Source organism: Winogradskyella vincentii (assembly GCF_020166345.1).
GTDB lineage: Bacteria > Bacteroidota > Bacteroidia > Flavobacteriales > Flavobacteriaceae > Winogradskyella > Winogradskyella vincentii.
Genome location: NZ_JAIUJS010000004.1, coordinates 185,838 through 200,852 on the forward strand (window position 1 = coordinate 185,838; position 15,015 = coordinate 200,852).

Annotated in this window: 11 protein-coding genes; 9 read left to right on the forward strand and 2 right to left on the reverse strand. The window is 35.0% G+C overall.

Annotation, left to right across the window (positions count from 1 at the left end):
• Nucleotides 1-115: 115 nt before the first annotated feature.
• From LBV24_RS09435 to LBV24_RS09455, 5 genes are all read left to right on the forward strand, one after another.
• Nucleotides 116-577: a MarR family winged helix-turn-helix transcriptional regulator gene (locus tag LBV24_RS09435; RefSeq protein ID WP_224478398.1), complete on the forward strand. Its 462-nt coding sequence runs from the start codon at nt 116-118 to the stop codon at nt 575-577.
• On the forward strand, nt 570-2,978 hold the full coding sequence (locus tag LBV24_RS09440; protein ID WP_224478399.1) for a 3-hydroxyacyl-CoA dehydrogenase/enoyl-CoA hydratase family protein: 2,409 nt from the start codon (nt 570-572) through the stop codon (nt 2,976-2,978). The genes LBV24_RS09435 and LBV24_RS09440 overlap by 8 nt, the downstream gene beginning before the upstream one ends.
• 4 nt (nt 2,979-2,982) lie before the next feature.
• A complete protein-coding gene (locus tag LBV24_RS09445; RefSeq protein WP_224478400.1) occupies nt 2,983-4,173 on the forward strand; it encodes an acetyl-CoA C-acyltransferase in 1,191 nt (396 codons plus the stop codon).
• 25 nt (nt 4,174-4,198) lie between these two features.
• On the forward strand, nt 4,199-6,001 hold the full coding sequence (locus LBV24_RS09450; RefSeq protein WP_224478401.1) for an acyl-CoA dehydrogenase family protein: 1,803 nt from the start codon (nt 4,199-4,201) through the stop codon (nt 5,999-6,001).
• A gap of 94 nt (nt 6,002-6,095) precedes the next feature.
• Nucleotides 6,096-7,373 carry a nuclear transport factor 2 family protein gene (locus tag LBV24_RS09455; protein ID WP_224478402.1) on the forward strand — a complete coding sequence of 426 codons (1,278 nt, stop codon included), beginning with the start codon at nt 6,096-6,098 and terminating at the stop codon, nt 7,371-7,373.
• Here LBV24_RS09455 and LBV24_RS09460 read toward each other — a convergent pair.
• Entirely contained in the window at nt 7,370-8,695 is a 1,326-nt protein-coding gene (locus LBV24_RS09460) for a M24 family metallopeptidase (protein WP_224478403.1), read from the reverse strand. The genes LBV24_RS09455 and LBV24_RS09460 overlap by 4 nt on opposite strands.
• Nucleotides 8,696-8,760: 65 nt before the next feature.
• Here LBV24_RS09460 and LBV24_RS09465 point away from each other — a divergent pair, with 65 nt between their 5' ends.
• The 4 genes from LBV24_RS09465 to LBV24_RS09480 all read left to right on the forward strand — a co-directional run bounded on the left by LBV24_RS09465 (nt 8,761) and on the right by LBV24_RS09480 (nt 13,549).
• Nucleotides 8,761-9,915, forward strand: coding sequence for a DUF6265 family protein (locus tag LBV24_RS09465; protein WP_224478404.1), 1,155 nt, complete (start codon nt 8,761-8,763; stop codon nt 9,913-9,915).
• A 75-nt stretch (nt 9,916-9,990) separates the two neighbouring features.
• Nucleotides 9,991-11,337, forward strand: a complete 1,347-nt coding sequence (locus tag LBV24_RS09470; RefSeq protein ID WP_224478405.1) for a M28 family peptidase — start codon at nt 9,991-9,993, stop codon at nt 11,335-11,337.
• Complete coding sequence (locus LBV24_RS09475) at nt 11,337-12,971, forward strand: M1 family metallopeptidase (protein WP_224478406.1); 1,635 nt, start codon at nt 11,337-11,339, stop codon at nt 12,969-12,971. The genes LBV24_RS09470 and LBV24_RS09475 overlap by 1 nt, the downstream gene beginning before the upstream one ends.
• Nucleotides 12,971-13,549, forward strand: a complete 579-nt coding sequence (locus LBV24_RS09480) for a YdeI/OmpD-associated family protein (RefSeq protein WP_224478407.1) — start codon at nt 12,971-12,973, stop codon at nt 13,547-13,549. The genes LBV24_RS09475 and LBV24_RS09480 overlap by 1 nt, the downstream gene beginning before the upstream one ends.
• Nucleotides 13,550-13,551: 2 nt before the next feature.
• Here LBV24_RS09480 and LBV24_RS09485 read toward each other — a convergent pair whose 3' ends face one another.
• Nucleotides 13,552-15,015, reverse strand: a complete 1,464-nt coding sequence (locus LBV24_RS09485; protein WP_224478408.1) for a MoxR family ATPase — start codon at nt 15,013-15,015, stop codon at nt 13,552-13,554.

The window sequence follows — 15,015 nt, forward strand, 5'->3', positions numbered from 1 at the left end:
AATTCCTTCATAAATAGATTTAGTAAACTTTTTATTTACTATGCGTGCATAATTTTTTTAATTTGTTATGCGTGCATAGTATATTTTTGCTATATTTGGAAACTACCGAAAAACTATGAAAGACAAAACGATAGATTACATACTGAGAACCACGTGGTTAGCAGTCAATAAAATGTATAATGAGGAGGCCTCAAAGTTTGGCACTACAATGGCCACAGGGTTTGCTTTGTTAAGTATTGACCCTGAAAAAGGGACACCTTCAACCTCTTTGGGCCCAAAAATGGGCATGGAAGCCACTAGTCTCTCACGTACTCTAAAAGCAATGGAAGAAAAAGGGCTGATTGAGAGAAAACCAAATCCAGAAGATGGACGAGGAGTGTTAATACATTTAACCGAGTTTGGTAGAGAGAAACGAGAATATTCTAAAGAGCGTGTTTTAATTTTTAACAATGCTATAAAATCGAATATCACAACAGAAAAACTTGAGAATTTTTATGAGGTAGCTGAGGTTATAAACAATATGATTTCCAACAAAAAAATATATCCTAAAAAAGAACAGACTATAAATAATGAGTAAACGTAGAATTAAAAAAATAGCCATTATTGGATCTGGTATAATGGGAAGCGGTATTGCTTGCCATTTTGCCAATATCGGTGTCGATGTCTTATTATTAGATATTGTACCTAGAGAACTTAATGACAAAGAGAAAGCAAAAGGCTTAACTCTTAATGATAAGGTTGTTAGAAACAGATTGGTTAATGATGCTTTAATGACATCGATTAAATCTAAACCAGCACCTCTTTATCATCCTTCCTTTAAAAATAGAATTACAACAGGTAATTTAGAAGATGATATTGCAAAGGTTGCTGATGTAGATTGGATCATGGAGGTTGTTGTAGAACGCTTGGATATTAAGCAACAAGTATTCGAAAAACTTGAAAAACACAGAACGCCAGGTACGCTTATAACATCTAATACTTCTGGTATTCCTATTAAATTCATGAGTGAAGGTCGCAGTGAAGATTTTCAAAAGCATTTCTGTGGTACCCACTTTTTTAATCCAGCGAGGTATCTCAGATTATTTGAAATTATTCCTGGCCCAAAAACTGATGCTTCAGTAATAGAGTTTTTGAATGGCTACGGAGAACAATTTCTTGGCAAGACCTCTGTCGTCGCCAAGGACACACCAGCATTTATTGGTAATCGTATAGGGATTTTTAGCATAATGAATGTCTTCCATGTTGTAGAAGAATTAGGAATGACAATAGAAGAGGTAGATAAATTATCTGGTCCTGTTATAGGTCGTCCTAAATCTGCAACTTTCCGTACTGTTGATGTTGTTGGGTTAGATACACTTGTTCACGTTGCAAACGGAATCAAGGATAACTGCCCTGATGATGAGCGTCTTGAACTATTTACCATACCAGGTTTTATCAATACCATGATGGAGAACAAATGGTTAGGAAGTAAAACTGGTCAAGGTTTTTATAAGAAAAGTATATCTGCAGAAGGTAAAAAAGAAATACTTTCCTTGGATCTGAAAACGTTAGACTACAGATCAAAACAGAGAGCAAAATTTGCTACACTAGAGCTTACCAAAACCATTGACAAAGTAGCAGATAGATTTAAAGTTCTTGTTAGTGGTAAAGACAAAGCTGCAGAATTCTACAGAAAGCACTTTGCTGCTCTATTTGCATATGTATCCTATCGTATACCAGAAATTACTGATGAAATATATAAGATTGATGATGCGATGAAAGCTGGTTTTGGCTGGGAAGACGGTCCATTCCAAATTTGGGATGCAATAGGTGTTGAAAAAGGAATTGAAATGATAAAAGCTGAAGGTTTAGAGCCTAATTCTTGGGTAACTGAGATGCTTGATGCAGGAAGTACTTCATTCTACACTGTTAAAAATGGTGCGTCATTTTGCTATGACATACCTAACAAATCACAAGAAAAGATACCAGGTCAGGATAGCTTTATAATCTTAGATAACATCCGTAAAACGAATGAAGTATTTAAAAATTCAGGTGTAGTTATTGAAGATTTAGGTGACGGGATTCTAAACTGTGAATTCCAATCTAAAATGAATACCATTGGAGGTGACGTTTTAGCTGGATTAAACAAAGCAGTTGATCTTGCTGAAAAAGATTTTGATGGTTTGGTTATCGGTAACCAAGGTGCCAACTTCTCTGTTGGTGCAAATATTGGAATGATATTTATGATGGCCGTCGAGCAAGAATATGACGAATTGAATATGGCCATTAAGTATTTCCAAGACACAATGATGAGAATGCGTTATTCGGCAATTCCAACTGTCGCCGCACCTCATGGTATGGCCTTAGGTGGTGCATGTGAGTTATCAATGCATGCTGACAAGGTTGTTGCTGCCGCTGAAACTTATATTGGTTTAGTTGAATTTGGAGTTGGTGTAATTCCAGGTGGTGCTGGATCGAAAGAAATGGCGTTAAGAGCTTCAGATACTTTCAGCAAGGGTGATGTGGAATTAAATGTTCTTCAAGAGTATTTTCTAACTATAGGAATGGCTAAAGTCGCAACTTCTGCTTATGAAGCTTATGATATAGGAGTTCTTCAGAAAGGTAAAGATATAGTTGTTGTTAATAAAGACAGACAGATTGCAACTGCGAAAGCGCACGCAAAGCTATTAGCTGATGCTGGTTATACTCAACCAGTAAGAAGAAAAGATGTAAAGGTATTAGGTAAGCAGGCTTTAGGTATGTTCTTAGTGGGAACGGATTCTATGGAGGCAAGCCACTACATTAGTGAGCACGATCAAAAAATAGCGAATAAACTAGCCTACGTGATGGCTGGTGGAGACTTATCAGAACCAACATTAGTTACTGAGCAATATTTATTAGATCTAGAGCGTGAGGCCTTCCTCTCATTGTGTACAGAACGTAAAACGTTAGAAAGAATTCAGCACATGCTTAAAACCGGTAAACCTTTAAGAAACTAAGACAATGAAACAAGTATATATAGTAAAAGGATATAGAACTGCCGTAGGAAAATCTAAAAAAGGTGGTTTCAGATTTAAGAGAGCTGATGAACTTGCAGCTGAGACAATTCAATATATGATGGGCAAGTTACCTGACTTTGATGTTACTCGTATAGATGACGTTATTGTTGGTAATGCAATGCCAGAAGGTTCTCAAGGCCTTAATATGGCACGTATAATATCATTAATAGGGCTGAACACTGTTGATGTTCCTGGTGTTACGGTAAATCGTTTTTGTTCATCTGGTTTAGAAACAATCGCAATGGCTGTTGCAAAAATAAAAGCTGGAATGGCAGATTGCATTATTGCAGGTGGTGCAGAAAGTATGAGTAGTGTTCCTATGACAGGCTTTAAACCAGAATTAAACTACGACATCGTAAATTCTGGACACGAAGATTATTATTGGGGAATGGGAAATACTGCGGAAGCTGTAGCAAACACATTCAATGTTTCTAGAGAAGATCAAGACGAATTTGCTTATAACTCACATATGAAAGCTTTAAAAGCTTTATCAGAAGATAGATTCCAAGATCAAATAGTACCAATTGAGGTTGAAGAGACTTATGTTGATTCAAATGGAAAAAAGGCGAATAGAAAATTCACCGTAACTAAAGATGAAGGACCAAGAAAAGGCACAAGCAAAGAAGCATTAGCAAAACTAAGACCTGTATTTGCTCAAGGTGGATCTGTAACTGCAGGTAATTCCTCTCAAACTAGTGATGGTGCGGCTTTTGTTTTGGTAATGAGTGAAGATATGGTTAAAGAACTAAATCTTGAACCAATCGCACGTTTAGTAAGCTATGCAGCCGCTGGTGTTCCTCCAAGAATTATGGGTATTGGACCTGTTGCAGCAATTCCAAAAGCTTTAAAACAAGGTGGACTTTCACAAAAAGATATTGAGCTAATAGAATTGAATGAGGCCTTTGCCTCACAATCACTTGCAGTAATGAGAGAACTAGATTTAAATCAAGACATCGTTAATGTAAATGGTGGTGCTATTGCATTAGGGCATCCTCTAGGATGTACTGGTGCTAAGCTATCGGTTCAATTATTTGATGAAATGCGAAAACAAAATATGAAAAACAAATACGGCATGGTAACCATGTGTGTTGGTACAGGACAAGGTGCTGCCGGAATATTTGAATTTTTAAACTAATAGAAAAATATCAATTATATAAGCAATGGAAACAATTGAGAAAGAATTATTAAGAGGTGGACAGTTTTTAGTTAAGGAAACTAACTGTGAGGATGTATTTACACCGGAAGATTTTAATGAAGAGCAGCAAATGATGAAAGAAGCGGTAATAGAATTTAATGACCGTGAAATTATTGCTCATAGAGAACGTTTTGAGAAAAAAGACTATGCATTTACGGAAGAGTGTATGCGTAAAGCAGGTGAGCTTGGATTTTTAGGTGTAGCCGTACCTGAAGAATATGGAGGATTAGGAATGGGATTTGTTTCTACAATGCTTGTTTGTGACTACATATCTAGTGGTACAGGTTCATTTAGTACGGCATTTGGTGCTCATACTGGTATTGGTACAATGCCAATCACCTTATATGGTACTGAAGAACAAAAACAAAAATATGTACCTCAATTAGCTACTGGAGAATGGTTTGGTGCTTACTGTTTAACGGAACCAGGAGCAGGTAGTGATGCTAATTCTGGTAAAACAACTGCTGTATTATCTGATGACGGTAAAACCTATAAAATTAATGGGCAGAAAATGTGGATATCCAATGCCGGATTTTGTAAGTTATTTATAGTTTTTGCGAGGATTGAAGATGATAAAAATATCACTGGGTTTATTGTTGAGAATGACCCATCAAATGGTATTACCCTAGGTGAAGAAGAGCATAAACTAGGTATTAGAGCGAGTTCTACAAGACAAGTGTTTTTTAACGATACTGTAGTTCCTGTAGAAAATATGTTAGCAGGTCGTGGTGAAGGATTTAAAATCGCCATGAATGCACTTAACGTGGGTAGAATAAAATTAGCTGCTGCTTGTTTAGACTCTCAAAGAAGAATTACAACTACAGCCGTTCAATATGCAAACGAACGTAAACAATTTAAAACGCCAATCGCAGATTTTGGAGCTATAAAATCTAAAATTGCAGAGATGGCAGCAAGCGCTTATGCTGGAGAATCAGCATCTTATAGAGCAGCAAAAAATATTGAAGATCGCATCGCAATAAGACAAGCTTCAGGAAACACACATCAAGAAGCAGAATTAAAAGGTGTTGAAGAATATGCCATTGAATGTTCTTTACTTAAGGTAGCAGTTTCCGAAGATGTACAGAATTGTGCAGATGAAGGGATCCAAATATTTGGAGGAATGGGCTTTTCTGAAGAGACACCTATGGAAGCAGCTTGGAGAGATGCTCGTATTGCACGCATTTACGAAGGTACTAATGAGATAAACCGCATGTTATCTGTAGGTATGTTAGTTAAAAAAGCCATGAAGGGTCATGTTGATTTATTAGGTCCAGCAATGAAAGTTGCGGATGAACTAATGGGTATACCATCCTTTGACGTTCCTGATTATTCTGAATTATTCTCAGAGGAAAAAGATATCATAGCAAGGCTTAAAAAAGTATTTTTGATGGTAGCAGGATCTGCGGTACAAAAATTTGGTCCAGATTTAGAAAAGCACCAACAATTGCTTTTGAATGCCTCAAATATCTTGATAGAAATATATATGGCAGAATCTGCAATTTTACGGGCCGAAAAGAATGCTAAGCGAATTGGTGTAGAAGCTCAAGAAGAGCAAATTGCAATGGCAAAGCTATATTTGTTTAATGCCGTAGAAATTATCAAGAAAAATGGTATGGAAGGCATTATTTCTTTCGCCGAAGGTGATGAACAAAAAATGATGTTAATGGGCTTAAAACGTTTTACAAAGTATACTAATTACCCTAACGTTGTTGAACTAAGAAACACTATAGCTGAGAAGGTTAAAGCAGAAAATAAATACTGTTTCTAATAACCCCTAACAACTAATTAGAAATGTTATGGCCAATTCTTAATTGAATTGGCTTTTTTATTTTATTACCTTTCCATTAGAAAATTCTTATTACATGAAACCTGTATTATCTCTATGCATTTATTTTTTTACCTTAATTAGCTTTTGCCAGTCAAATACAGATATATTTCTTTTTGACTTAGTATCCATAAACAATTCTATTAAGGTTACCAATGGCACTAACATTTCAAATAATGAAGGTTATGATAACCAACCCTCATTTTTAAATGAAGATAGAATCTTATACTCTTCCACAAGAAATGGTCAAACAGATATTGCTCAATATTTTAGCAATTACAAATCTAAGGTGTGGATTAACTTTACGGAAGGCAGTGAATATTCACCATTAAAAATTCCAAATAGAAATGAAGTTTCGGCTGTTAGACTAGATAAAGATGGCAAACAGCGACTTTACAGATACAATCTTAGTAATGGGGAATCAAGCGAGTTAATTCAAGATTTAGTAGTTGCATACTATACATGGCTTAACGAGGAAACTATTGTCTCTGCTGTAATTGAAGATCAGCAACTTAATTTATTTGTAACTAATATTTCAGCAGGTACAAGTAGAAAATATGCTACTAAAGTTGGACGATCATTTCACAAAATCCCCAACTCAAATTTGGTAAGTTTTATTTCAAAAGAAAATGAGAATCAATGGCAAATTAAATCAATAAATCCAGACACAGGTGTTACGAAATTAATAGCAAATACCTTAGAGGGTGTTGAGGATATATGTTGGCTCAACAATAAAACCATTTTATCTGGGAAAGGAACAAAATTGTATAAGCTCACTTTAAACAAAGACAATAATTGGGTAGAAATAAGTGATTTTAGTTCTCTTGGAATTACTTCAATTACAAGAATGACAGTAAACCCGTCTATAGATAAGCTCGCTATTGCAGCTGATTTTAAAACTGCAAATGATAATACTGAAGCTACTAATCAAGACGAAGAACAGGATCATACTGGTACAACATCAACGGAAAGTAACAAAGAAGTAACAGAAATAGAAACCATTGTTCAACGTAATTTAGATGCTTACAATGCTAGAGATATAGATTCATTTATGAAGGATTATGCAGATGATATTAAGTTATATGCTTATCCTAATACCTTGCAAACAGAAGGTAAGGAAGCCATGCGAAAAGGATATAAAGATTGGTTTGACAGAGTTCCAGATTTAAGGGCTTTTATCAAAAAACGGATTGTCATTGGCAATAAGGTCATTGATGAAGAGCAAGTTACTGCAAATGGTCAAATCTTTAATGCAGTAGCAATCTATGAAATAGAAAATGGTAAAATATTCAAAGTAACCTTTATTCAGAATTAGTTTGATTTAATTAAAACTAAATCTTCCTGAGGTTCAATTAAATATTCGGCTTTATCTTTTTTAACCACAGCCATTTCTTCAACTGAGATTGTTTTGGTGCCACCATCTTTTAATTTCCAAGCATGAAATCCATCAAATGCAAAGGTCATTCCTTCTTTTATAATTTTTTCAGATGCAGGTCTAACATGCGATGCTTGTGAACCTCCTAAATTTGGTCCTACATCATGTGCTACATAACCTACAGGATGACCTGTACTCCACATAACATATTCTGAACCTGCTTTTTCCATTAGGATACGTTGTGCTCTATCGACATCTACACCCTTAACTCCTGGTTTCATTGCACCGAGAGCAGCTCTATTGCCTGCTTTGCCACTTTCCCAATAATGCATTATATCTTCAGGTGCTTCTGTTTCATCCTCTTTCAAAGCATAAGCAAATCGCTGTATATCACTTACCCAGCGATCATAAACTTTTATCCCAAAATCAATTTGTATCACATCTCCTGGCATTATTACTTTTTTTGTAGCATGAGAATGACCTCTGTCTGCACCAGAATTTACATTTGGGTTTTGGTCTGGTGCCCAACCATCAGTAACACCATATTCAATCATTTTTTGTTTTAAAAATTTTGCAATATCAGCATCCGTAGACTTACCTGGTATTACTTCCTTATAGGCTTCAATTTGCCAATCTGCCGTGAGTTGAGCCGCCTTTCTAAGAATTTCAACTTCTTCAGGTAACTTAATTGATAACCATTCATATACTACTTCAGTTGAAGATACCAACCTGTCTGCATTTTCACCCATCAACTCTTCAATGTATTGTCTTTGAGTGTATGACAAGCCATCAGCCATAGAGTTACTATCCGAAGAATTAATTGCAATTGATTTAAAATCCTTTTCTAGAATAAAATTTACCGCCATCTTAACAGCTGAAGTGCCACGTTCTACACTTATTACTTCATCATGTATATCTAAATCATCTAAAGCTGTTGCTTCACCAGAAGGTGAAAAGACCTTAGAGTGAAAACCATCTGCATCATTATAAAACAGAAATGCAGCCGTACCACCAGCATTTTCACCACCTATATGATCTGCAATAGGATCATTGTTATTTTCTCTACACACAACCATCCAACAATCCACATCAGAATTTTTAAGTGCTTTTGGTAAAAGTTGATTGATTCGTTTTGTTCTTATTTCTGGCCAGGGATTTTCACCCCAATAAGTATCTGGTTCAATTGATTTATTTTCATTGCTTACATTCTTACATGAAAAGCAGAACAAAACAATAAGTAGAATCCTCGTGAAATTGTTCATAATTAAAGATTATGTTATCTTGACGAAAGATAATAATAGTTATAAAGACTTAAAAGAATCATTTAATGAAAATCACTTACCTATTCTCGCTACTAATATGTTTAAATATAGTAGCACAACAGAAGTCTATTGAACCAACTCTAGAAAATATTTCATGGATTTCTGGCACATGGCATGGTGAAGCCTTTGGTGGTATTACGGAGGAAATTTGGAGTAAACCATCTGGTGGATCAATGATGGCCACCTTTAAGTTAATTAATGAAGGCAAGGTTACATTTTATGAAATTGAAATAATTAGGGAAATTAAAAACAGCCTTATTCTACAATTAAAACATTTTGGAACAGATCTAAAAGGTTGGGAAACAAAAGACGAAACTGTAGACTTTCCTCTAAAGGAGATAACTGAGAATAAAGTCGTATTCGAAGGGATGACATTCGAAAAAATTAGTGATTCTGAGATGAACGTTCATGTTGATATAAATGAAAAAGGTAAAGTTGAAACCATAACATTTAATTATAAAAAAGCAGTTCAAAATTCTAAACCGATAAAACAATTGATTGAAGTATATCATACTACTACAGCTCCAGTATTAGACGGTAAGGCAGATGAAGAAATTTGGAAAAAGAGTGAATGGCACAAATTAGATCAACGGTGGCTTGGTAATCCATATTCAGAAAAAGACTTTTCAGGCAAATACAAACTTGCATGGACTGAGGATGCCCTTTACTTATTAGCTGAAATTCAAGATGACAAACTTGTTGATTTTTATGAAGATCCTTTAACCACGTGGTGGGATGATGATTGTTTAGAAATATTCATAGATGAAGATAATAGTGGTGGTGAACATCAATTTAATCATAATGCTTTTGCTTATCACATTGCATTAGATGGAAATATAGTTGACATGTCAACTAAAAAGGAAGGGAAACTGTATAACTCACATGTACAATCAAAAATTAAAACGGAGGGCAATACCACCATTTGGGAGGTTAAAGTTTCTCTTTATGATGATTCATATAATGATGATGATAAAAATTATCCTGTAAAATTACATACTAATAAAAATGTAGGTTTTGCTTTAGCCTACTGTGATAATGATAACAGTAAAAACAGGGAAAACTTTATAGGATCGGTATATGTAGAAGGTGATGATAAAAACAGAGGCTGGATAGATGCCAATATTTTTGGAACTCTCATACTTAAATCTTCTAAAAACTAAGTTTGTATTAACAAATTTTTATACAATCTCATTTTTCAATAAATTATTTTTAAGCTTTATTTCAATACAAATACAATGAAAACAACCATTATTGCCATAGCATTGCTTTTTTCCATTACAATTGAAGCACAAACAGATCCTAAAATTTATGATATTGTTGATGCAGTATCAGAAGATAGATTAAGAAATGATGTCAAAAAACTCGCAGATTTTGGGACTAGACATACCTTAAGCGATACGCTTTCTGAGACAAGAGGTATTGGTGCTGCAAGACGTTGGATTAAATCAGAGTTTGATAAAATTTCTAGTAACTGTAACGATTGCTTAGAAGTTTTTTATCAAAAGGATTTGGTTGAAAAAGGGACAAACCAACGCATTGTAAAAGATGTAATGGTGGTCAACGTAGTTGCAATACAACGAGGAACAAAATATCCAAATAGGTATATTATCATGAGTGGGGATATAGATTCTAGAGTTTCTGACCCAACTGATTATACCACAGATTCTCCAGGAGCAAATGACAACGCGACTGGAATGGCTGGTGCCATGGAGGCTGCAAGGGTTCTTTCTAAATATAAATTTGAAAATAGTATTATTTATGTTGGACTCTCTGGAGAAGAGCAAGGGTTATTTGGAGGTCAAGGTTTAGCAAAATATGCTAAGGAAAATGAATGGGAAATTATTGGTGTGTTAAATAATGATATGATAGGTAACATTACTGGTGTTGATGGCGTAGTTGACAATAGAACATTCAGAATTTTTTCAGAGCCTATTACAACAGACATAACCGACCCAAAAACATTAGCTAGACAAGCAAGAAGTAGACGTTTTTATGGTGGTGAAGTAGACGGAATATCAAGGCAGTTGGCTCGTTATGTTCATAAAACGACTAAAACCTATATGCCTGAAATGAATCCAATGATGGTATATCGCCTAGACAGATTTGGACGTGGTGGTCACCACAGGCCATTTAATGATCAAGGTTTTGCTGGTATTCGTATTATGGAAGCCCATGAAAATTATACCCAACAGCACCAAGATATAAGAACAGAAAATGGAATTAATTATGGTGATACTTTTGAACATGTAAATTTTCCATATTGTAAAAAATTAACAGCTGTTAATGCCATAACCATGGCCAGCCTTGCTTCTGCTCCTCCATCACCAAAAGAAGTAGGAATTGGAGGTATCGTTGAAGCCTCAGCTAAATTTAAATGGAATAAAGTTGAAGGTGCTAAAGGCTATAAAATTTATTGGAGAGATACCACTTCCCCTACTTGGGATAATAGTAGGTACGTTGGCGATATTTCAGAATTCACATTAGAAGGTATAGTAATTGATAATTATTTTTTCGGAATATCTGCAGTTGGTGCAAACGGACATGAAAGTTTGGTGGTATTCCCAAACAAAATTTTTAGATAATGAAAAAAATAGCCATAACAGCAATTTTCTTATTATGCCTCTCAGTAAGCTTTGCTCAACTACTTCAAGAAAAGAACAACTTTACAAGACAAGACTCATTACGTGGTAGTATCACTCCAGAACGTGAGTGGTGGGATCTCACATATTATCATTTAGATATTGAAGTTAAGCCAGACCAAAAGTTTATTTCGGGTAAGAATACAGTTCAGTATAAAGTACTTAAACCTCACAATAGGATTCAAATAGACTTACAACCTCCATTGCAGATTGAAAAAGTGATTCAGAATGGAAAAGAATTATCCTTTACATCTGAAGTTAATGCACATTTTATTAATCTCGTTGACCAGCAAGAAGTCAATACCATAAATTCCTTAACCGTGTATTATAAAGGTCATCCAAGAGAAGCTAAACGTGCACCTTGGGATGGTGGTTTATCTTGGAAAAAGGATGAAAATGGCAAACATTTTGTTGCCACATCTTGCCAAGGATTAGGTGCAAGTGTATGGTGGCCAAATAAAGATCATATGTATGATGAACCAGACAGTATGTTAATCAGTGTCACCAACCCAAAGGATTTAACAAATGTTTCTAATGGTAGACTTCGCAATCTTGAAGAAAATGATGATAACACAGTAACATCACATTGGTTTGTGAGCAATCCTATTAATAATTATGGTGTCAACATTAATATAGGTGACTACACACACTTTTCAGAAACGTATAATGGCGAAAAAGGAGCATTAGATATGGATTACTGGGTATTATCCGATAATCTAGAAATAGCGAAAGAACATTTTAAGGATGCTCCAAAAATGATGAAGGCTTTTGAACATTGGTTTGGTCCTTACCCATTTTATGAGGATAGTTTTAAACTGGTTGAAGTCCCTTATTTAGGTATGGAGCATCAAAGTTCTGTTACTTATGGTAATCAATACAAAAAGGGATATTTAGGTAACGATCTGTCAGGAACTGGCTGGGGACTAAAATTCGATTTTATAATAATTCATGAAGCCGGACATGAATGGTTTGCAAATAACATTACTTACAATGACGCTGCAGATATGTGGATTCATGAAGGATTTACAGCTTACTCGGAAAACTTATTTCTAGACTATTATTACGGCAAGGAAGCATCAGCAGACTATGTTATAGGGACAAGAGCTAATATTCAAAATGACAGACCGCTTATTGGACAATATAACGTCAAGAATGAAGGGTCAAGTGATATGTATTATAAAGGCGCCAATATGCTTCACACATTGCGCCAATTAATTGAGGATGATGGCTTATGGCGAGAAATCTTACGTGGATTGAATAAAGAGTTTTATCATAAAACTGTTTCAAGTTTGCAAGTGGAGAATTACATCAGTAGAATGACTGATAAAGATCTTTCGGCATTTTTCAATCAATATTTAAGAGACGTGAGAATACCAACATTAGAATATAAAATTGAAAATTCTGAATTGCAATATAGGTACACCAATATTGTAGATGGTTTTGACATGCCTATACAGATTGAACTTAATGGACAATCTCAATGGTTATTCCCGAATTCCGAATGGCAAACTACAGCAGTTACGAGTTCTAAGTTCAATGTAGATAGAGATTTTTATATTTACACTAAAGAGCTATAATGTCTTTAGAAATACCTGAATTATATTTTGAACGGCATGTAGAATGGTATGATTGGCTTCAGCTAAATCATAAAAAGCACAAAGCTGTCCATCTCATTTTTTATAAGCTTGAAACAGGAATTCCAACAATGCGATGGGAAGAAGCTGTAAAAGTTGCACTTTGCTTTGGCTGGATAGACTCTACTGTAAAAAGTCTTGGTAATGGTAAACGCAGGCAATACTTTTCTCCACGGAATCCTAAAAGTACCTGGAGTGCATTGAACAAAAAATATATTGTAGAACTTGAAGTAGCTGGTTTAATCCAAGAACCAGGATGGAAAGTGATAGAATTAGCTAAAACTACAGGAACTTGGACTGCTATGGACGATGTTGAAAACGGTGTTATTCCACCTGAATTGCAAAAAGCATTTGATGCTAATCCAAGAGCATTCAAAAACTATCAAAACTTTTCTAAAGGTTACAGAAAAAGCTATTTATCTTGGCTCAATAGTGCTAAACGTGAAGCTACACGTCAAAAGCGTATAGCCGAGATTATAAAACTTTGTGATGCCAATATTAAGAGCAGAGATACTTGGTGAAATTATAAACCACTGATATAACTTCCATATGGATCTTGAAACTGTAACCCTTCAGAATATCTATATTTACTCAACTTTTTAAATTGTACCAAGCCCCAAAGAATAAACTCTTTTTCAAAATAAACATCTTTTGGATCTATGTCTGGTTGGTAATCTGCGATTAAACTATCTAAAGGTTTAACTTCATCTAATTTAGATTGGTAAGTTACATCATCATAATCATCTAAGAGTTCAAATCCATCTCCGTTAAAGAACCAAGATATCAAATCATCATAAGGTGTTTCTTCATCTTGCTTTTGAAGTTTTTCAATTTTGGGAAAATACTTTGGGAACAACGTTTTAATGGCATTATCCAATAAATTTTGAGCCACAAAATCCGCACCTTCTTGTTCACCTTCATAAACAAGTTCAACCTTACCCGTAATTGCAGGAATAACTCCAATAAAGTCTGATAATCTAACTGTTGTAGGTTCATCACCTGAAATTAAAGCACGTCGTTCTGCCGTACTGAGCAGATTCTCAAAGGCCGTAATACTCATTCGCGCACTAACACCACTTTTTACATCTATAAACTCACTTTCTCGAGCTTCAAAACTTATCTGCTCAATAAGGTCCTTGGCAAGTTCGGGTACATAAATTGTAGATTTTTGACGATCATCTAAACGCGACTCCTGGTTTGTAATAGTCTTTGCTATTTCAGTCGTATTAGGGTAATGCGTTAGTATTTGAGAACCGATTCTATCCTTTAATGGTGTTACGATACTTCCTCTATTTGTGTAATCTTCTGGATTTGCAGTAAAAACAAACTGCATGTCTAAAGGTAACCTCAACTTGAAACCACGTATTTGAATATCCCCTTCTTGTAAAATATTAAATAGTGCTACTTGTATTCTTGCTTGTAGATCTGGTAATTCATTAATCACAAAAATACATCTATTAGCACGAGGTATCATACCATAATGAATAACGCGATCATCAGCATAGCTCAATTTTAAATTGGCCGCTTTAATAGGATCTACATCACCAATTATGTCAGCTACCGTAACATCTGGAGTTGCCAGTTTTTCGGCAAAACGCTCATTTCGATGTATCCAGGCGATTGGTGTGTCATCCCCTTTCTCTTTGATTAACTCGACTGCAAAACGAGATATGGGTTGTAATGGATCATCATGTATTTCTGAACCATCCACATAAGGAATGTATTCATCTAAAAGATTAACCATCAAACGTGCTAACCTGGTCTTAGCTTGCCCTCTTAGTCCTAATAAATTTATATTATGTTTAGACAAGATGGCGCGCTCCAATTCTGGTATAACCGTATTCTCATAGCCATGTATTCCTTCAAAAGTAGACTTCTTTTCTTTTATATTCTTTATCAAATTATCTCGTAATTCATCTTTAATCGATTTACTTTGATAACCTGATTTCTTAAGGTCTCCTAATGTTTTTATCTGTATCTTTTTCAT